Annotated in this window: 25 protein-coding genes; 24 read left to right on the top strand and 1 reads right to left on the bottom strand. The window is 30.9% G+C overall.

Features of this window, described 5'->3' with window-relative positions; genetic code table 11:
* Positions 1-353: 353 nt before the first annotated feature.
* Positions 354-1037, bottom strand: coding sequence for a S24 family peptidase (locus QE431_RS04575; RefSeq protein ID WP_241774405.1), 684 nt, complete (start codon positions 1035-1037; stop codon positions 354-356).
* A 304-nt stretch (positions 1038-1341) separates the two neighbouring features.
* Between QE431_RS04575 and QE431_RS04570 the strand changes: the two genes are divergently transcribed.
* From QE431_RS04570 to QE431_RS04455, 24 genes are all read left to right on the top strand, one after another.
* Complete coding sequence (locus QE431_RS04570) at positions 1342-1479, top strand: hypothetical protein (protein WP_281867628.1); 138 nt, start codon at positions 1342-1344, stop codon at positions 1477-1479.
* Entirely contained in the window at positions 1472-1750 is a 279-nt protein-coding gene (locus QE431_RS04565) for a hypothetical protein (protein ID WP_057119673.1), read from the top strand. The genes QE431_RS04570 and QE431_RS04565 overlap by 8 nt, the downstream gene beginning before the upstream one ends.
* A 13-nt stretch (positions 1751-1763) precedes the next feature.
* Positions 1764-2480, top strand: a complete 717-nt coding sequence (locus QE431_RS04560; RefSeq protein WP_057119675.1) for a DUF3164 family protein — start codon at positions 1764-1766, stop codon at positions 2478-2480.
* Between the two features lie 122 nt (positions 2481-2602).
* On the top strand, positions 2603-2803 hold the full coding sequence (locus tag QE431_RS04555; RefSeq protein WP_307293070.1) for a hypothetical protein: 201 nt from the start codon (positions 2603-2605) through the stop codon (positions 2801-2803).
* 407 nt (positions 2804-3210) lie between these two features.
* Positions 3211-3456 (top strand): hypothetical protein, encoded by a 246-nt coding sequence (locus QE431_RS04550; protein ID WP_057119678.1) that lies wholly within the window; start codon positions 3211-3213, stop codon positions 3454-3456.
* A gap of 312 nt (positions 3457-3768) precedes the next feature.
* Positions 3769-4056, top strand: coding sequence for a methyl-accepting chemotaxis protein (locus QE431_RS04545; RefSeq protein WP_057119681.1), 288 nt, complete (start codon positions 3769-3771; stop codon positions 4054-4056).
* The gene (locus tag QE431_RS04540) at positions 4053-4505 is read left to right on the top strand and encodes a CHAP domain-containing protein (protein WP_307293061.1); all 453 of its coding nucleotides are present in this window, start codon (positions 4053-4055) and stop codon (positions 4503-4505) included. The genes QE431_RS04545 and QE431_RS04540 overlap by 4 nt, the downstream gene beginning before the upstream one ends.
* Positions 4506-4533: 28 nt before the next feature.
* Positions 4534-5034 (top strand): hypothetical protein, encoded by a 501-nt coding sequence (locus QE431_RS04535; protein ID WP_307293059.1) that lies wholly within the window; start codon positions 4534-4536, stop codon positions 5032-5034.
* Between the two features lie 25 nt (positions 5035-5059).
* Complete coding sequence (locus QE431_RS04530) at positions 5060-7240, top strand: hypothetical protein (protein ID WP_307293056.1); 2181 nt, start codon at positions 5060-5062, stop codon at positions 7238-7240.
* Positions 7237-10554 (top strand): hypothetical protein, encoded by a 3318-nt coding sequence (locus tag QE431_RS04525; protein WP_307293055.1) that lies wholly within the window; start codon positions 7237-7239, stop codon positions 10552-10554. Before QE431_RS04530 ends, QE431_RS04525 begins: the two co-directional genes overlap by 4 nt.
* Positions 10555-10557: 3 nt before the next feature.
* Positions 10558-11049 (top strand): hypothetical protein, encoded by a 492-nt coding sequence (locus QE431_RS04520; protein WP_307293052.1) that lies wholly within the window; start codon positions 10558-10560, stop codon positions 11047-11049.
* Between the two features lie 422 nt (positions 11050-11471).
* On the top strand, positions 11472-12026 hold the full coding sequence (locus QE431_RS04515; protein WP_307293037.1) for a transposase: 555 nt from the start codon (positions 11472-11474) through the stop codon (positions 12024-12026).
* Between the two features lie 241 nt (positions 12027-12267).
* A complete protein-coding gene (locus QE431_RS04510) occupies positions 12268-12609 on the top strand; it encodes a hypothetical protein (RefSeq protein ID WP_057119910.1) in 342 nt (113 codons plus the stop codon).
* Positions 12581-12916, top strand: coding sequence for a hypothetical protein (locus QE431_RS04505; RefSeq protein ID WP_128415018.1), 336 nt, complete (start codon positions 12581-12583; stop codon positions 12914-12916). The genes QE431_RS04510 and QE431_RS04505 overlap by 29 nt, the downstream gene beginning before the upstream one ends.
* A 17-nt stretch (positions 12917-12933) precedes the next feature.
* Positions 12934-13290 (top strand): hypothetical protein, encoded by a 357-nt coding sequence (locus QE431_RS04500; RefSeq protein ID WP_307293043.1) that lies wholly within the window; start codon positions 12934-12936, stop codon positions 13288-13290.
* 139 nt (positions 13291-13429) lie between these two features.
* Positions 13430-13894: a transposase gene (locus QE431_RS04495; protein ID WP_307293041.1), complete on the top strand. Its 465-nt coding sequence runs from the start codon at positions 13430-13432 to the stop codon at positions 13892-13894.
* Between the two features lie 268 nt (positions 13895-14162).
* Positions 14163-14660 (top strand): hypothetical protein, encoded by a 498-nt coding sequence (locus tag QE431_RS04490; protein WP_057115048.1) that lies wholly within the window; start codon positions 14163-14165, stop codon positions 14658-14660.
* Positions 14661-15015: 355 nt separating this feature from the next.
* A complete protein-coding gene (locus QE431_RS04485) occupies positions 15016-15486 on the top strand; it encodes a hypothetical protein (RefSeq protein ID WP_057115046.1) in 471 nt (156 codons plus the stop codon).
* 148 nt (positions 15487-15634) lie between these two features.
* Positions 15635-16189 carry a transposase gene (locus tag QE431_RS04480; protein WP_307293037.1) on the top strand — a complete coding sequence of 185 codons (555 nt, stop codon included), beginning with the start codon at positions 15635-15637 and terminating at the stop codon, positions 16187-16189.
* A 157-nt stretch (positions 16190-16346) separates the two neighbouring features.
* The gene (locus QE431_RS04475) at positions 16347-16820 is read left to right on the top strand and encodes a hypothetical protein (RefSeq protein WP_307293035.1); all 474 of its coding nucleotides are present in this window, start codon (positions 16347-16349) and stop codon (positions 16818-16820) included.
* Between the two features lie 233 nt (positions 16821-17053).
* Complete coding sequence (locus tag QE431_RS04470) at positions 17054-17686, top strand: hypothetical protein (RefSeq protein WP_307293033.1); 633 nt, start codon at positions 17054-17056, stop codon at positions 17684-17686.
* A gap of 521 nt (positions 17687-18207) precedes the next feature.
* Positions 18208-18495: a hypothetical protein gene (locus QE431_RS04465; protein WP_307293031.1), complete on the top strand. Its 288-nt coding sequence runs from the start codon at positions 18208-18210 to the stop codon at positions 18493-18495.
* Positions 18496-18497: 2 nt separating this feature from the next.
* Positions 18498-19172 (top strand): hypothetical protein, encoded by a 675-nt coding sequence (locus QE431_RS04460; protein ID WP_281867623.1) that lies wholly within the window; start codon positions 18498-18500, stop codon positions 19170-19172.
* Positions 19173-19690: 518 nt separating this feature from the next.
* Positions 19691-21070, top strand: a complete 1380-nt coding sequence (locus tag QE431_RS04455) for a hypothetical protein (protein ID WP_307293028.1) — start codon at positions 19691-19693, stop codon at positions 21068-21070.
* The last annotated feature ends 56 nt before the right edge of the window (positions 21071-21126 follow it).

Genomic DNA, 21126 nt, shown 5'->3' with positions numbered 1-21126 from the left:
ATTTTAGTACATCGCAAATATATGTAAGCAAAACTTACAAAAACGTTTTAGTAAAATTTTTTTTCAACAAATCTCTTTTTTAAGCTTAAAATTAAATAGAATATTCAGTAAATACTATATTTTACCAAGTTATTGTCATTCTGACTTTTAATGTAGATTTTATGAATTTTATACAGATTTAATCTAATTTGGATAAGATTGTTGTCCATTTTTAAACTTAAATATTCTAAAAAAAAAGGCTCAAAATTTCTAAAATATGAAGAGTATTTCATTTTTAGAAAAAGCAAACTTCAAAAGAAAAGCCTTTGAACATTATTTTAGTTCAAAGGCTTTTTTTCATTTATAATCAAAACTTACATCATGGTATTAATCCTAATACTTGCTTTTATAAGTGCCAATGCAGAGATTTTAGAAATATGAATATCTTTAGGCTGGTGATGGGAATTCTGACTTACCAATTTTACAAAATCAGATCCTTGTTCTGATTTTTGAACATATTTTACAGTAATATATTCTTCCCAATCATTCAGCTTTACACTTAAAAGATACATTTCTCCAAAAAAGATATTTTCAAATTCAGTTTCTTTATACAAAATAATATCACCAGACTTCAATAAAGGATACATACTATCTCCAGTTACAGAAATTGCTCCGTCACATTTTGGAAGATTCGGAATTTTTATGGTATCCAGAATTCTTTGCGGTTCACCACTGCTAAACAATTCCCTTAAACCCGCTACTGCTTCCAAATCATATAATGGTATCTCCTGACTAACATGCGTGGGATCAACTGTTTTTCTATCATTATTCATAATCATTACACTTGTATTTTCTTCCTTAATCATTGGCCCATTCCCTGTTAAAAGCCACTCAGAATTAATCTCTGGATAGTAGTGTAATATTTTACACGCTTTGTCAGTTCCCATATTACTGCTATTATCCAAAAACTTATTGGAAAACCCTAAATCATTACAAAATTTATACTTACTAATCCCTTTATAATCAAGATATTCTCTCATTCTTTCCGTTGAACCCATAAAAAGATGTATTTTTTTACGTTAAAAATTTGGTTTAATGTATTATTTTACATTATATTTGCAAAGTAAAGAAAAATAAATTTTAAAAACAACAGAAACGTTAACAAATTTACATTTCAAATAATACACAAACAAACCTTAAATACTAAATAAATAACTGATTAATAATAAATTACAATACAGTTAAATAGTTCAAAAACAGCACACAAACCACTACGGGCAATAGGAATAAAACTACGAATTAAATGTATTATTAATCACTAATTAAAAAATAAATATTAATTTTTTACTCAAATCAATAAAAATGGAAACAAATCAAATCAAGGAAAAAATTCAAGAGCTGGAGCATTGGCTGATTGAAAATCCGAACAGCTCCGAGAGAGCTTTAATAGAATCTGACATTAAAAAATTACGAACCTTATTAGAAAAAAATCATGAGTAGAAATCAAATCGAAGCAAGAATTGCACAATTGTATCTGGCACTTCAATATTGTTCAGAGCGAAACAAAACTTTCACGGCAGGTGAAAGAATATGTATTAATCAAGAACGTTTTCAATGGATGCATATTCTAGATAATGAAGCAGCTTCTCCCCGCCCAGTTTCACGAACCATTGAAAATAAACTAAAAGAGGTTTGGAGACTTTGTGCTCTCTATAATTTTAAACCTTATTACAGCGATCCTTTTCAAGAAGAAATTTTATTACAAAACTAAAAGTCAATTTATTATGAACACTCCTTCTACAAACACTATCAGCCAGACTATGGACTTAACTCAATTTTCAGCACAAGAACTAAAAGAAGCCTTAAATAGAATCGAAAATAAAAAAAATGAAGAGAGAGATGCTTATAAAAAACTGGTTGCCGAAACGATTCCAAAAGCACTTTCCAGATTACAGGAAACTTCTGAAATGATGCAAAATGCTAAAACTGAAACTTTCAGGCTGTTTGAAACTATTTTGGATTTAAAGAATCAGGTTTATGGTTTTAAAGAAAAACAAATGTCTCATACCTTCTCAAATGATAAAGAAGAAATTACGATTGGGTATCGCATTAACGAAGGCTGGGATGATACTGTAACTATTGGAATTGAAAAAGTACAGAATTACATTTCATCGCTTTCTACTAGCAAAGAAACAGCATCATTAGTAAAAATTGTTTTTAACCTCTTAAAAAAGGATGCTAAAGGAAATCTAAAAGGTTCACGAGTTCTGGAACTTCAGAAACTAACAAAAGAATTTAATAATGAAGAATTTACAGATGGTGTTGAAATTATCGCTTCGTCTTTTAAGCCTGTTCGTTCAAGCTGGTTTATTGAGGCAAGCCGAATTGACGAAAATGGCGTAAGAACGAATATTCCGCTATCGATGTCTTCTGTAGATTTTTTACAAGGCTATGCTTTTGATTTCTTTAACCAGCAAAACAACCAAAACCATGCAGCTTAATCACGACATTTATCTATCACTGCTATTAACTATCCTGTTAATTCTAACCAACTTAAAACCTATACTTTTATTTAGAGAATGGTTTTATTTCAAATTAAAAACAACTTTTAAACAATACATGAATGAGCGTAAAAATAAAGCCAATTACAGATCACGAAAGCTACAAAGTAAACGAACATACGATCTTTAAAGACGGACTCGGAAACTGGAATTGCAATAATGACTTATCAAAAAAAGAACGTCTGGCTTTTAATAAGTACGAAAGTATTCTAATCAAAAATCCGAGATTCAAAAAACACACAACAGCCACTTATAAAGGCTAAAACGATCTTCAAACCTGCAGCCGAAAAAAGCAGGTAAATAAAAATGGTTCCTGTTTCTTCTTCTTTCTGAAGAGAACCAGGAACCGACAAACGGGCGATTTCTGCCCTTATAATAAACAGCCAAAACGCATTCTTTCTATTGGAATCCAAACCTAAAAAGGTTTTGGAAACAGGATTGTCATGCGAAGTTTGCTGACCTAAATTGTTAAATAAATCTTTAACAAATACAACCTCAGAACGAGGTTCAATATAAAATGGCATCGGGAAGTAAAAACCATTTACTGAATAGGATCAAATGGTTTGGCTGTCTTAAATATGATGTCTTTATAATTCAAACTATTAACTCTTTTAAACTTCGTTCTTCTTATAACTTTTTCTTTTTTCTATCATTCAAAATACTATCTCTCATGCCTATATCCTCAAACAGAAGTCTCGGAATTCAAAAAAATAAATTAATGCGTTACAAACTCATTAAAGAACTGTATCAAAAACACAAAACGGAAGATATTCCAACTACTGTTGTGTGGCGTAAATACGTCTATCCAGTTTATCCAATTTCCAGAACTACTTTGTACGAAATTCTCTGTACACCTATCACTTCTGAACTAAAAAAAATCGAAGAACTTATGAGCAATCAGGAAAGGTCTTCTTAATTCATATTAAAGAAAAAAATCATTCTTTATTTATCTTCAAAAGCATCCTTATTGTGATGCAAAGATGAAGCATTTACTTCATCTAAAACGACTTCTGTTCGCTTTCCTTACAACTCTGTAAAGCCCTAGAATACAAATGTTCGCAGACCTTGCATTTGTTTTTTTCAGGGCTTTTTTCACCCAATCTTTGCAATCTCAAAAGGAAACAACCGCGCTCAAAAACTAGAAAAATTTCTAGTTAAGCTTCCTCTCTAAAACAACGCTAAAGTTGTTTTTGAACAAATCATTTTTAAACCCAACATTCAACATCAAATGGAACAGTTTCTATACCCCTCGCTAACGGCTTTTTTTGCCGCTTTTATTACCTGGTTTTTCTCTATGCGAAAATCACTGGCACAAGATCGTGCCGCCGAACTCGACAACGCCGTAAGTGCCGTAAAATATTACCGTGATCTTCTCGACGACATTACTGCGAGACTTACAGCCGCAACAGAAACCATTAAAAAAATGGAAATACAGCACAAAGAACTAATGCTCATAAACCAGCAACTGGTTGACGAATTACAAAAATTTAAACAGCTTAACGGAAAAACATCATGACACTTGCCCAAAAAACTTTAGAAATCGCCACCGCTCAAATTGGTGTCGAAGAAATGCCAAGAAACAGTAACGCAGGCCCCGAGGTCGAAATTTATTTAAGAAGCGTCGGACTTGGTAAAGGATATGCCTGGTGCATGGCTTTTATCTACTGGTGCGCACAGAAAGCTTCTCTTCAGATTAACGAAAAAAATCCTTTAAAGAAAACGGGAGGCGTCTTGGATCAATACAATTCGAGACCTCTTTTGATAAAAAAGACACCTCAGCCCGGAGACGTATTTATCATGGATTTTAATAATGGTACTGGCCACGCCGGATTTGTCGAAAAGATTGCTGGAAATACAATTTATACCATTGAAGGAAACACCAACGATTCTGGCGGAAGAGAAGGCTATAAAGTAGCCAGAAGAAAACGCGATATAAAAAGTATTAAAGGCTTTTTACGAATCTAAAAACAAAATTTTTAAACCAATCTTAATTATGAATAAAAAACCACAATGTCTTGTTTTTTCTCTTTTCATCATTCTTCTCATGATTTCATGCCGAAGCCCGAAGCCTGTTCAAAATGAAAATAAAATTCAGACGATAACGATTACTGAAACCTTTCATGATACTGTTTTTAAAATTGCAAAAGACAGCAGTTCTTACAACGCATTACTGGAATGTCTTAACGGAAAAGTAGTTCTTAAAAATGTTATTCAAGCCGAACCAGGGCGTACATTAAAAAGCCCAAAGGTTCGCCTTGATAACAATAAACTCCAAGTCGACTGCAACCTTAAAGAACAGGAACTCTATGCACATTGGAAATCGAAGCAAGTAAAAGATGTCCAAGAGAAAACGATCACCATTACCAAGTTTACCAATCATCTCACTTTTTGGCAGAAAGCCCAGATTTGGCTAGGGAGATTACTGCTTCTTGTACTGCTTTTTTTGATTGGAAGATTCATCTCCAAAATTTACAAACCTGAATGGTTTAAATAAAAACTTTTAAAACTATACGCAAAATATGTCCGCACAATCTCATTTTTTTATAGAGTCAGGAGGATTTCCGCAGCAACAGGAGGCTCAAGGCTTTGGGCCAAAGTCTGAAACTGTTTTCAACCTGACTTCTCGATTTACTTTAGGAGCTCCCAAAAAAGCCTTTTCAATCTGTAAAGGAGTTGTTTTAGTTCAGCCTCAAAGTGGCAATAATGAAAAAGTAAATCTTATTCTCCGCCCTTACAAACAACCATTCCCAGGATTAAACATTAAATATTTTGTCTATAGAGGTTTGAGAAAAAGTGATTTTTTCACTTCTGGTAATCAGCCATTAGTTATTAGTAATGATGGAGCAGTTTCAGATTTAATTTATAATATCAATATCAATTTTAAAGCATTCTATGATGGAAATGCTTCAATTGAAAAACCTTCTTTTAAAGCTGAGTTTATTGGTTATGAGGAACCTCTAACCGATCTCGATCAAAATGATCTTACTCTACTATTATCAACTCCATTATCTGATTTCTTTTTTAAAGAATCGAAATTTGAAACGAAAAATAATACTCAAGAAGAACAGCATCCATTCGAACTTCCACTAATTGATAGTGGTAAAACGTTAGGTAATTTTGCTGAAGGCGAATGCGGAATTGATGTCGTCTTAAATTATGGCGATTACAAACATGATTTCGACAATTCTGAGTTTGATTTCGATTTGGAATACGCGCGTAAACCTTTTGCAGAAATTGTCACAAACGGTTCTACCGATTTTGAGAAAAAACTTCAGCGCGAGCAAAGTACTCAATTTATTGATATTGCTGCTTTTTATGGTTTACATACAGCCGATGGCACTGTAACAGTAGATAATTCTGGAACCAAAACAAAGAAAACAGGAAATGCCATTTACAACGATGTTATTAACAAGTTTGCAACCAAAAACAATTGGTACATCTACATTCAAAGTGATCGTACGCGCAGCTATGATTTTTACGGAAACTATAAAATTGGTGAAGGTCTAGAAAACCTAAAAACAGGATTATTAGAAAATCCTGTAACTAAAGAAGTTCCTATGGCAGCCGTAACGTATGGCAAATTAGGCTGGCCAGTTTTGGTTAACACCCAACAACAAGCCAATACAATTACCACAAATAATTTATATCTGCAATTTCCAACAGATAACAATAACAACACCGCTTTTTATGGGCAAATTGCCAATATAGCCAATACTCAAAAAGACACTTTTATTAATGCTGACGGATTAAAATTACCTCCTGATGAAGAAGGCAATTACGCAGATTTTACCTCAACCTTTCAAATGACAACTCCTGCTGTGGCAGGCAAAAATATTGCTTCGCTTAGCATTTTAATTTATCAAGGAAAAGTAAATATGTATACTGATCCGCAAGTAGTACCAGATGAAGAAGGGGCTCCTATAATTACATATCGAAAGGCAAACTTTTTTGATAATGTTTTTAATTTGATAAATGCCAGCCCATTATTGAATTTAGAAGGTGATAACAGTTATTCTAGAATGACTTCTGAAAAGCTCAATCTTATCAATGAGTTTTACGATAAAAAACAACAGGGAATTTCGATTGTACAAACTCTTACAGTAAATGATGTTATTGAAACTGGAATTGAAGAGATACCTCCTCTTGAACGTGTAACGTATATTACAGAAGCTGTAGATGTCATGAACAATGCTGTTTCTGCAACCGGAAGCACAACTTCAACAACTTATACATCTTCTTCAGCTGGTGGTGCTGTTGGCAAAAGCAAAACATACCAACTGCCAGATCCTTACTATTACAGTTTAAAACTATTTACAGATAGCACTGAAACTATTACGGGACTAGAACTAAAAACTTTGGATGACTCTACTCCTAACAAAATTATTCTGGGACTAACTAAAGATGAAAATGCATCAATAAAAGCTCTAATTACCGAAGGCAAAAAGAATCCTCGCTTGTTTTTAATGGATCTTTTTGAAGATGAGAATGAGTTCATTTCTCCAGAAAATATCGAATATCAGAAATATAAAGTTGCTATTGTGTCTGAAGATGCTGATGGGAATAATAAGCTGGAAGAACCTGTTAATTCTGTTTTTGTTTATTCCATTGATAGGAGATATCATTTTAGTAAGGAGTATAGTAAATATGTAAAAGAAGATTTAAGAAAAGAATTAATGTTAGACCTTGATTTATCTTTATGATGGAAGAAGCAGCAATATTAAAATCGGGAGAAGTTGTCAAATTAACCGGATTAATTAACCCAAAATTCACCATTTATGGCTTTTTAAATTCATTTGAAACTGTCATTAATGGAGTAACAAAAAAATTTAAAGAAACAGTAAAAGAAGACTTTAGAGATGATGATCTTTTCGGTCAAATAGATAAAGATGTAATTGGTGGATTTTATGAAGAAGATTTTTTTCTGGAATATCTTATAGATAAAAATAAGCTTAGCAAATTAAAAGATCATAAATATCCTTTTAAAGCAGCGTCAACTGACGACCAAATAATTGTAAAAAAATTAAAAGTTTCAAGTCCATATACTGATTTCTGTAAAATCGAAACTTATAAATGGGCTTATCAACCAAATGTTCCAATTGTAGATTACGGAACTTGGCAGATTAAAATTCCAAACGGGATTGCACCAGATCCTCTAGAAGGAGTAAATGTTCAATTATTGAGTACTGCGATGCAATTTTATTCTGACAAAATCAGAAGGTTTGTAACACCAGTGAATACAAATAATAAACAAGAAAAAGCACTTTTAATTGCCAAAATTGCAATTCTTATTAATTCTATAATAAAAGATTTATTTTCACAATTTTTAACCGAACCTGAATTTCAAACATATCTAAGTCATCAATCTCTTGAGTGGACCGATAGTCCAATATTTGTCAATCCTACTGTAGAAGTATTAGAAGATTATTTAGGGAACTTACGTTCTTATTACAAAAGTTTTTATGCAAACCAAATTTTAGTTAAAAATGCTTCTACAAAAGATAAGCTTTATTGGTTAGCAACAGTATTATCTGCCGAAGCTTTAGCTACTGTTCCTGCTATTGATAAATTTGATTTGCTCTATAATTTAAGTAAACAAAATGTCAAATTAACAGAACGTAATAATGGTGAGTCATTAGTGTTAAAAATTATTGAATCATTTACTTTTCAATCCGTTTCTTCAGCTGATAGAAACGACTTATTAAAGGATTTGGTTAATTTTCATAACTACATTACATTACAAGGAGGTAAAGGTCCAAGATCTGTAGAGTCTAAAACCACACTCTTTGAAATACTCTATAGAGATATTGACGATGATAGATATTCCAGATATACATTTGGATTATGGAATTCATATAATAATAGAATGAAATTTATCATACTATTATACAAAATATGGTTTAGTTCAACATATAACCCTATATATCCCGATCCTTCTTACACTAAACAACGCAATGCTTGTGGCGTATATGAAGAATCTGAATATATGAAATTAAAAAATAATCCAGACCCAACTAACAGTATAAAAGTTCCTAAATACTATAATGATACTACTACTCCACCTTTTATTATTTATGAAAGTGTTACAGGTTATCGCAATGGGGCAAAAATTGAAACTGTAACCAATTATAGCTATAAAATGGTTGGCAAATCAATTGAAGTATATGAATCTAAAATTGAATCAAGAAAAGGATATCAAGATCATTATTCAGATCCAATACTTTATGGAACTTACGAATTTCTACAACCCATAACAGTTATGGGGGTCAAACCTGATTTAGATTTAGTTGAAACGTTAGCAGATTATAAGGACGGTGAAAGCTTAGGAGATCAAAAAATTCACACAATACCAGCATTCCTATTATTTTATCTGGAAGATTACAGCAGCTTAAAAAAAATCGATTTTGGTGTAATGCTTGCGGCCGAAATTTCTTTAAATCTAATAGGTGTGGGTGCTTTAGCTGATTTACGTTATTTAGGATATCTTTCTAAAATGAGATCTTTGTGGACAGCAGAATCTGTTGTAGCATCAGATGTGGTTTTAAGCTGGAAAGCAGTAAGCGGAGTAGTAAATGCATTTGAATTTTCAGCCATTAATGCAATAGCTTTAAACAATTATGTAATCCATACAACTAACGATTCTTTGACAAAAGAAATTGCGGAGAAAGCTAATACCTATCTTATTTGGGCAACGATTGGTTCTATGATAGCAAGACCCTTTATACAATCAAAAGTTATTGACTCAGCTTTTGAACTAAATGGTGTTGTAAAACAATTTAATGATAATGGCATTTCTATTTACAGACCTGAAATGACATCTGCCCAAATTAATGAATTAGATCAGGCTCTTCTTATTGTTAAAAACGTAGCTGGTGATAGAGAATTAGTTATAAACAATATAATAAATACATTAACAGAACAAGGATCTGAATATGAAAACTTTTTACAGAAATTTAATCAAATAGAAAGCGAGGCAGAAAAATATGCTTTTTACCTAGATTATGGGACATTAAAAGATTCTAAAATAAGACAACTATTAAACGCAAATAACAGTAAAGCTTTTGATAATTGGAGGCTTTTTTATTCCAACAATGTAATTGTAGATAGAAAATATATTGAAATATTAACTGATCAGACTTACATAAATGACCTATTTCGATATTATAATGAAGACTCTTTACGAAAAATTATTGAACCATCAAGCCTTAATATCAGATTAAAATTTATACGAAAATATGGAAAATTAGATCCTATTGCGTTTGATAATTTGATACATACTCCAAACGGCATTATTTTATTGCATGAATCCCCTTCTCTTAGAAGCATGCCCGATCTATTAACTTCTGACGATGTTATAGAATTTTTGAAAACAGGTCCAACCAAAAATGATATTGGAGTTCGAATTGAGACACAAAGATTGAATTGGAGTACTTCAATGAGAATGTATCAAGAAAACATTTCATTTAAAGGAATGTCTATTCAAGAACTTTCAGATTTTCATAATCTTTTTAAAGATTATTTTAGAAGTGATAAAGAGAAACTTAATAGTTATCTTAAAAGTAATAGAGCGAGAATTAAAATTAACTGTTATAACAATTCCGAATTAATTGAACCAACAATTGTAGAGTTTTATATTTCAGGAACCCCTGAATCATTTGTAGAATTAATTAAAGATGTCCCTGATGAGATCAGTGAAATGTTTATTCAAACTTCAAATGCAGAAGGCTACAATGCTTTTTCTAAAAATGCCTTTGATTTCGATGGAAGATTTAGATCAAACGATACCGAAGTAAAATTTTTATATAATTTTTTTCAAAATCATTTCCATAAAGGTAATAAATTTGTGATTGAAATAGAATCAGCATTATATACTTGTACATCTTGCCAAAAATATTTACAGGCAGCACAAAATTATGCAAAAACTGAAGGAAAAATATTAGAAATTAAATTTATTGCCCATCCAAAAGCTGATAGTTCAAAAGAAGTATTCAAATTAGTAAAGTCATTAAAAAAGTAAATCATGGACATAAAATTTTTAGAACAATTAAAGAATTATCCATCTAAATATCCAAATGATACAGATTATCAAGGAACAATTGAACCCATTTCTTTACAAGAAATAGAAACTTTAGAACAATTATATAATAATGGTAATACTTTTCCAAAGGCATTACGCGAATTACTCTTTTTGGCAGGTAACTATTGTTATGTTTTGGATTATGGTTGGAATGAAACAGAGGAAGAAATACAGAATGAATTACAAATTTCTGCTAGGAAATGGCTACTTAAATATAATAAAAATATATCTAGGCCTTTCTTTGTTATTGATGTTTATAACGGACCCGAACAATTTCTATATGTTTATTTAGATGAAGGAAATAACCCTTTTGTTTATCAGGCTTTTCTTCCTGAGCAAAATAATATTAAACATTTCGCAAGTTTAAATAAAAGCCTCTCTGAATATATAAACAGTCTTATTGATAGAGTAAAACAAGGTTATAATCCATTTTAATAAAATTTGCATTAATCCGGTCGCGCAGATTTAGCTCCGCAAACCCTATCGCGCGGATTTATCTCCACAATGATAGCGCGGATTTGTAATTCGTTGCACACGAATATATTGAAGCCAAATTAATGGAAAAAGGATTAAGTTATAAATCTTTTAATGTTTATAATGAGACTAACCCGATAGCGCAGATCTATCTCCGCAACGATAGCGCGGATTTGCAATCCGTGCCCGCAAAGATTAGTTTTCTTTGTAAGTGTAAAAAAGCGCATTAATTTGCGTGACTTTTGTTTTAATGATTTGTTTTGTGTATTACTGTTGCGGGTGCGGATTGCAATCCGTGCCGGCAAAGTAATTCCTTCAATATCCAAAAAAAATAAAAAGTACAGTTTTACATTTTACTTTTTATTTTTATAGGAAAAAAGACAGTGTCAACAAAATATAAAGCAACAACGACTGAGGAAGCCTATTTTATAACTATAACAGTTGTAGGATGGATAGATATCTTTACAAGACTAAGCCAGAAAAACGTTTTAATAAATGCTTTAAAATATTGTCAGCAAAATAAAGGTTTAGAAATTTATGCTTATTGTATTATGAGCAGTCATATTCATCTGCTCTGCAAAGGAACTAATGGTTTCATATTATCTGATATTATTAGGGATTTTAAAAAATTTACATCAAAAAAAATAATACAAACCATAATGGGCGAACCTGAAAGCAGAAGAGAATGGATGTTGGAATATTTTCAAAAGTCATGCGAGCATCTAAAGAAGGAACAAACCTATAAAGTCTGGCAAAATGGTTACCATGCAGAACATATTTACAGCAATAAATTTATTAAGCAAAAAATTGATTATATCCACAACAATCCCATAAAAGATAAAACTGTCAGTTCGGCTGAAGATTATTATTTTAGTTCGGCAAGGAATTACGCAGACTTAGAAAATGATTTAGATGTTGTTTTGTTAGATCTGTTTTGAAAAAAATCTATAGCCTTTCAAAAAACATCAACGAAAATTAATTTTTTTTGAGTTGCATTGCGTCCAACCAATCTTTGCGGGCACGGATTGCAAATCCGCGCTAACGATCGAGGGTAAATCTGCGCGATCGGGGTTTATACAACGAACTTATGATTTAGATCCAGTAACAGGAGCACTACAGGTAAATCATTTATCTTTGATGACAATTGTTAAGCAGTATAATCCTTAAAACAATAATAATATGAAGAAACAAGAAGAGCTAAATTTAAAATTTTACAAGAAAATGGGAGCTTTTAATGAATTAGGATACATTTTAGATTCAAGCAATGCAAGTGGCAATTATACAAGGCTAAATATTATTCAATTTTTACCTAAAGCTGTTATTAGTTATTTAATAGAAACACTTCAGTTAATACAAAATAATCAGCTTTACGATCCATCATTTCTTGATAGTGCGGAAGAATTATCAGTCTTTGATGTCAATTTTATCACTCCTTACTTTTGGATTGACGGGCATAAAACAATCCACATGGATGACTTAAAATTATTATTGATTGAATGGCTTGAATTTAGATCATCTTAAAGGCACATTCACTGCTGGCGCGGATTTTGTAAACGGAAGCGGAAGCAGTATTGCTAACAAAAAGGGAGAAAACGTATATTTTCCTGTCAGCTATTCTACAGAACGAATAAATGAGGAAATGGCTTATGTACTTTCTAAAATTGACAGATTAAAACCTAATAAAGTTGAACGTAACTCTCTTGGTCAATATTCATTTACTTATGTTTCAAAAGCAAGTGATAATCATAAATTAGAAATTGTATATTTAAGTAATAATTCAAATCCTTTATTAGGAAAACTACAAAGTATATATCCTCAACACTTTTAAAATTAAAAAAAATCAATATGAGCACATCAACCTTAAGAAATTATGGAATCAAATTTTACAAACAAATCGATGGAGAAATTAAAATAACTTGTAGTTCATTGAATTTAGCAATTTACTTAAATAGATTTGTAAATCAAAAACAAATGCTACAGAATTTTCTTATAGTTTTAAACTTAGCCTTAAAAGGAAATTTACTTCCTGATGAAGATAAAGAATGGAGTGTAGAACTAGGCTTACAACAATATACAGGGATAATTAAAAGCAACATGACTTTTGACCTATTTTTAGAAGAGTATTATGATGAAACTTTAGAAAATTTTCCTCTAACCGATATTAAAGAAATTTTACAATCATTACTAAATTTTATGAAATAATGCCCGATCGCGCAGATATATTTCCGCAACGATAGCGCGGATTTGCAATCCGTGCCCGCAAAGTAATTCCTTCAATATCCAAAAAAATAAAAAGTAAAGTTTTATATTTTACTTTTTATTTTTGTAGGAAAAAAAGACAATGTCAACAAAATACAAAGCAACAACTACTGAAGACGCCTATTTTATAACTATAACCGTTGTAGGATGGATAGATATCTTTACAAGACTAAGCCAGAAAAACGTTTTAATAAATGCTTTAAAAATATTGTCTGATATTATTAGGGATTTTAAAAAATTTACATCAAAAAAAATAATACAAACCATAATAGGCGAACCTGAAAGCAGAAGAGAATGGATATTGGAATATTTTCAAAAATCATGCGAGCATCTAAAGAAGGAACAAACCTATAAAATCTGGCAAAATGGTTACCATGCAGAACATATTTACAGCAATAAATTTATTAAGCAAAAAATTGATTATATCCACAACAATCCCATAAAAGATAAAACTGTCAGTTCGGCTGAAGATTATTATTTTAGTTCGGCAAGGAATTATACTGGCTTAGAAAATGATTTAGATGTTGTTTTGTTAAATCTGTTTTGAAAAAAATCTATAGCCTTCCAAAAAAAACATCAACGAAAATTAATTTTTTTTGAGTTGCATTGCGTCCAACCAATCTTTGCGAGCACGGATTGCAAATCCGCGCTAACGATCGAGGGTAAATCTGCGCGATCGGGTTTAAGATATTTAGATAATGACCCTATAATTAAGAATTTAATTTTAAACAAATTAAATGATCCTAATTATTTTTATAAAAACTTAAGGAATACCCCAAATTATTTTATACTAATTAACGAATAAAACTATAATAATGAGTGAAGTACTAATAAAGAGAAAAGACAAATCTTTTTGGATTAATCCAAATTTTATTCAATTGGTAAGTCAATATGTCTGCCAAGTTTTTGAAGCAAACGGACTACATAAATATTCTCAAGAAGTTCAAGACATGTATATTGATTTTGATTTAAATAGAACAGGAGAATGTTTAAGTTTTGTAAGTATAGTATTTGATGATATAACCAACGATACAGATAAAGCAACAATTATTGAAATATTTAACCAAACTAAAACATTAATTCAATCTTTAGGAAATGAAATTTCAGTTACTAGTCTTAATGAATTTGAAAATGCTAAAAAAGATCCGTCATTTAAATTGATGAATTGGTCCATCCCTGTAAAAACAACAAGTTTAGTAAATCTATTAAACTTATTTATTGATTTATTAAACGATACCTATCCAAATGTATTAGGAAATGTAAATTTCGTTGGCTATCAACTCGTTTCAAATCCAAATATCGAAATTATATAACAACGATAGCGCGGATTTGTAATCCGTACCCGCAAAGATTGGTTTGTTTTCTTTGTAAGTGTAAAAAAGCGCATTAATTTGTGTGACTTTTATTTTAATGATTTGTTTTGTGTATAACTGTTGCGGGCACGGATTGCAAATCCGCGCGAACGATTGAGAGTAAATCTGCGCGAACGGGTAATAAATTTGTTATTGAAATAGAATCTACACTATATACTTGTACATCATGTCAAAAATTTTTACAGGCGGCAAAAATATATGCCAATTCAGAAAATAAGATTTTAGAAATTAAATTTATTGCTCATCGAGACGCAATTAGAATGGACAATGTTAAAAATATGATAAACGAATAATCATGAATATAGAAAAACTCACTTATTTAAGAGATAATCCCATACATTACGGAAAAACATTTAATTTTCCAATAAAACCAATTTCTATTGAAGAAATAGAAGATTTAGAACAACTTTATAATAATGGTAATCTATTCCCACAAGCACTTAGAGAATTATTGTATCTTGCGGGTAACGATTGTTATGTCTTAGACTATGCAGGTAATAATCAAGAAGAGTTACAAACAGAAGTTAGAGAATGGCTATCAAATTATAATAAAAGCATAACAAGACCATTTTTTGCTATTGATGCTCACAATCCTGGTGAACAATTTTTATATGTTTATTTAGATGAAGGTGATAACCCTATAGTTTACCAAGCTCATTTACCAACCAGAAATGATATTTTGCCTTTTACAAGTCTAAAAAGGACTTTATCTGATTTCATCAAGGTACATGTTGATATGGTAAAAAAAGGATACAATCCCTTCTAAATAAAACCCGACCCGATAGCGCAGATCTATCTGCGCAACGATAGCGCGGATTTGCAATCCGTGCCGGCAAAGTAATTCCTTCAATATCCAAAAAAAATAAAAAGTACAGTTTTACATTTTACTTTTTATTTTTATAGGAAAAAAGACAGTGTCAACAAAATATAAAGCAACAACGACTGAGGAAGCCTATTTTATAACTATAACAGTTGTAGGATGGATAGATATCTTTACAAGACTAAGCCAGAAAAACGTTTTAATAAATGCTTTAAAATATTGTCAGCAAAATAAAGGTTTAGAAATTTATGCTTATTGTATTATGAGCAGTCATATTCATCTGCTCTGCAAAGGAACTAATGGTTTCATATTATCTGATATTATTAGGGATTTTAAAAAATTTACATCAAAAAAAATAATACAAACCATAATGGGCGAACCTGAAAGCAGAAGAGAATGGATGTTGGAATATTTTCAAAAGTCATGCGAGCATCTAAAGAAGGAACAAACCTATAAAGTCTGGCAAAATGGTTACCATGCAGAACATATTTACAGCAATAAATTTATTAAGCAAAAAATTGATTATATCCACAACAATCCCATAAAAGATAAAACTGTCAGTTCGGCTGAAGATTATTATTTTAGTTCGGCAAGGAATTACGCAGACTTAGAAAATGATTTAGATGTTGTTTTGTTAGATCTGTTTTGAAAAAAATCTATAGCCTTTCAAAAAACATCAACGAAAATTAATTTTTTTTGAGTTGCATTGCGTCCAACCAATCTTTGCGGGCACGGATTGCAAATCCGCGCTAACGATCGAGGGTAAATCTGCGCGATCGGGTAGTCAGAACTTTAAAAAAGAAATAATGAATATAGACATTCTAACCTATTTACAGGATAATCCTGTTAAACATGGCAAATCAATGAATTTTGAGATAAGAGGTATTTCACTCAATGAAATACAACAATTGGAGCAATCATATAACAATGGAGAAGCATTCCCAAAGGCCCTAACAGAGCTACTGTATTTAGGTGGCGATTTTTGCTATGTTCTAACAAAAGGCCAGTATGATACTCAACAAGAAATGCAAGAAATCTCAAGAGAAAAATTACTTGAATTCAATAAAAAAATAATAAGACCCTTCTTTGTTATTGATGTTTATAACTCCTCTGAACAATTTTTATTTGTGTATTTGGATGAAGGTGATAATCCATATGTTTATCAAGCGTATCTACCAACATTAGATTATCTTCCTCCTATTACAAATTTAGACAAGAAATTATCTGAATATATTAATTTTCTAATTGATAAAGTAAAAAAAGGATTTAATCCTTTCTAAGGATTTAGAACCCGATCGCTCCGCAACGATAGCGCAGATTTGCCCATGCTGGCGCGAGCGTCCCGCTCGTGAACGTAAAGTATTTCTTGTTCTGGACAAAAGTTTGAATACTTGCCTGAAAATGTTTTTTGAATTGATATGAATTGATCTTCTGCATGTGCACGAGCGGGACGCTCGCGCCAGCAGGGGATATTTTAAATCAACTAATAGATTTTTATAACTAGAATAAACTTATGGAAAATTTTCAAGACAAACTCGAAGAATTTAAAAAGCAAATAACAGGACGAAAAACAGAATCAGATACATCTGGAATATTATTATTTAAAGATTTCTTATCAAAAATGGAGGAATGGAATCTCACTGTAGGCGTTACTGAAAATTGGATAAATAAAATTAACAGACAACATAATCTATTAAATATTGTTGAAATAATAGCGCCAGATTTATTGAAAAATGTAATTTCTTTAAATGATTTTAGAAAAAATATTCCTCAAATTGATGATACTTTTAATTTGTCAAGTGCCAGAAGTCTTGATGCTGGTTTAATTCACGCATTATTTTGTTGGGACCTGTTTAATGACAATTCTGCCTTTGATAAATTTAAAAAATTACCAAATCCTTATGATTCTATAAAAACATTATATATTACAGGACATTATGTAGATCAATCAGAACCAACTAAAATTACAATAGATTCTAAATCTGATGTTAAGAAGCAAACAGATTTTAGATTACCATCATTAGATTATGATTTTTTAGATTATATCGATTCTGTATGTGAAAGAAATGGAGGAAGTGGAGGAATTCCTAATCAAGAAAGAACAAATCAATTGTGGGAAGAATTTAAAATAAAAAAAGGTTATTAATTCCTCGACCGCCACGCTAGCGCGAGCGTCCCGCTCGTGAACGTAACGTATTTCTTGTTCTAGACAAAAGTTTGAATACTTGCCTGAAAATGTTTTTTGAATTGATATGAATTGATCTTCTTGTCTTGTCCTAAAATATATTTACAAAAAAATAAAACGACTTAAAGCTAAAAATCTTTAAGTTGTTTTTAAATCAAAAGAGAAAACCAAATCTCTTAAACTCCCGATAGCGCAGATTTGCAATCTGTGCCCGCAAAGTAATTCCTTCAAGATCTAAAAAAATAAAAAGTACAGATTTTATGCTTTACTTTTTAGTAGTTCGACAAGGAATTATGCAGGAAATGATTTAGATGTTGTTTTGTTGTATTTATTTTGGAAATGCTCAACTTTTACCCATACTCATCTTTGCGGGCACGGATTGCAAATCCGCGCTAACGATCGAGTTTAAATCTGCGCGATCGGGTATTTCTGGATATATTAGAAGATTACATATACGGAATTTAACTGCAAAAAACATTGAATTGTTTGAAAAAAACAGAGCGATTATAATTAAGCAATTAAATAAAAGAAGAAGATTTAATGATCTTGAAGAAATTGAGAAAGCACTTTATCATGCAAATACAAAAGATCAAATAAACGCTTTCGCTCTTCTAAGAATAGATAGTGAAGGAAATATTTATACATTAGCAGAAGATATTTCTAATATGACGAACAAACCAAATACACCAAAATCCACAGATTTTAATGTATTTGACATCACTAAAACAGATAGAAGACTACAACCGGATTTAACAATAAAAACAAAATAATTATGGTAGTATTATATAAGAATTTTTTTAACGAATCTATTTCAGAAATTCAAGCTCTAAAAATGAATGGCTATAAAAAAGAATTTCATGACAATAATGTAGTAAAAAAAATTGAAAACAAATATGCAAATGGAAATTTTCATGTAACTTATTACAAAGACAACAATGAAAGTAATGTTTTAGAAAATTTATCTAAAGAATATCCTAATACAAATGTTTTTAGAATTAGAACTAGACAAAATTCAGGCAATTATACTATAGAAAATGAAGATTATATTGAAGATGGGATTCTAGAATTAAAAAACAGCCTGATAAGAGATAGTAAAGGAAGAATAATTGCATACAATCAAATTGATATTATCAACAATCAACCTTTACATGACGGTTCTGTTAAGTATTTCTATAGTGAAGATATTTACAATAACTATTGTTTACCAAATTTAGAAGATGGTACTATTCTGGATAAAGATTTTAAGGTTTTTAGAGCAAAATACGATGAGATTGGAAATTTAATTGAAATTCTTTTGAATTCACAAAGCACTTATGATAAAGAATATTTTTTTCCTAATCAGCCAGCTCCATTAGATCTTGAAACATGCAGACAAATTTGTAATCTAACTAATGAACAAATGAATTATTTCCTCACAGACGAGTTATTACCAATTCCTAATTTTTAGGTATTCGCCCTCCGCTGGCGCGAGCGTCCTGCTCGTGAACGTAACGTATTTCTTATATTAGCTCAAAAATAATAAATGAGCAGAAAATACAAGTTTGGAAATAAAACTGGAACTTACTTTATAAGTTTTGTTGCTATTTACTAAATAAAAAAACAACTCAAAGACAAGAATCTTTGAGTTGTTTTTAAAATTAAAGATCTTCTAAGAAAACCCAAAAATTACATTTTAAAAACCAATTTGGAAACTTAAAACTTTAGGTTTCCCTACTCTTCTATTGTCTTTATTTTTAAGCTAATACCCAAACCTTATTCTTTGTTTACATTCCTGTAAAACAAAAATCTATTGTGACGCCACTAACACAATTTTTAAACAATAATTTTTCAAGTTGCATTGTACATTATAAAAGATTATCAAAAAGTCTTTTTGAAGTATACTTCAGCTTGAATTAATTACGGTTACCCCTAAAATAACTGAATACAAGCCTGTAATTTTTAAAACCCGTAAATAATTAATTAAAAATGAGTACAAATCACAACAGAATTAGAGTGGCAGATTTAGAAACAAATCAGCGTAACAAAATTTTAAAGACCAATGAAAAAGGTGAATTAGAGTTTAGCGATCTAAACAATCTCCAAACAGAAAATTATAATGCTTTAGATTGTACAACCGAAGGAAAAGCATTAGATGCCAGACAAGGAAAAGTATTAAAAGATTTGGTAGAGCAATCAGATAGCAACAACATGAAATTATCTGGAAATCAGACATTTTCGGGTGTAAAAACTGCAACAAATACTTCTTATCCACAAAATGCCGGAATTGTAATTAATAATACTTCTGACAATAACGATTCAAAAAACATTGCTCTATCATCAAGTTCAGGAACGAGTTTGTTTTGTGACAACACAAAAGGGAAAGGTATCCTATCTCAAACCAATTCGGGTTATGCCGGGCATTTTTACTGTTACGGTAATGGAGTTGCTTTATATGTAAACTCTCCTAATTCAGCTAATAAAACTGTCTTAATTACAGGTAATACAAAAAATGACAATGTTAATATTTCAAACGCTGGAACAGGAGCAAATATTAAATCAGTTTCCACAGGAACGGGTCTAGTCTTTGCAGGTAGTAACGGAACCGATACTACTTCTACAATTAGCAAAGAGGGAAATATTACTGCAAAAACACTTGAACTTAGTGCTGGAACAATTGACAAACCTGCATTAGTGATTCCTAATGGTACTTTCACTACAACACCACAAAATGGAGCTATTGAGCGTGATGCTTACGGAAAACTTTGGACTACTAGAAATGGCATAAGATATATGCTTACAGAAGATGACAATAGCTACATTAAGATTCTATTAAATGGAGAACAAAAAATTATTGATACACCATCTCCATACATTAGTACTAATACTACACAAGATACATTGCTAGGTTCCTTTAATTCAGGAACTTTATCTAATAGTTTTCTTGGTAGATTAACTATGATAGCTAATGTAGACAACACTATTTTCGGTAGCGGAAACATTCCTCCAGAAATCAGTAAATTTCAAATAGTGATAAAATTTAAAAATGCTTTACTTTCTCCAAATCATTATGGAGAAGGGTACCTTAATGAATTAATTTTGATTGATAGTATTAACAAAACAGACACTACAGCAACTTTAGCAGCAAGTCACACAGGATGGGATCAAAATTTAGGAATGTTTAATGAATATTACGTTTATGACAGTATAAACAAATCAAGTTTTAAAAACCTTGCTGATGTGTCAGTAGAAATAGTTTGCAGAAATTTAATAGAATTTAAAGATTCCACCAATGCTAATCTTAAAAATCAAGCAATAAGGTCTTATATCAAAATTACTTCAACTTTAATTGAAAGAATTAGAAAATAATTCATAAATAAAAAGACAATATATTTTAGATGTTTTTTCAATCTCGATAGCTCAGA

Source organism: Flavobacterium sp. SORGH_AS_0622 (assembly GCF_030818825.1).
Taxonomy (GTDB): Bacteria; Bacteroidota; Bacteroidia; order Flavobacteriales; family Flavobacteriaceae; genus Flavobacterium.
The sequence above is the reverse complement of the archived record's forward strand: the minus strand, read 5'-3'. Positions and strand labels throughout refer to the sequence as shown.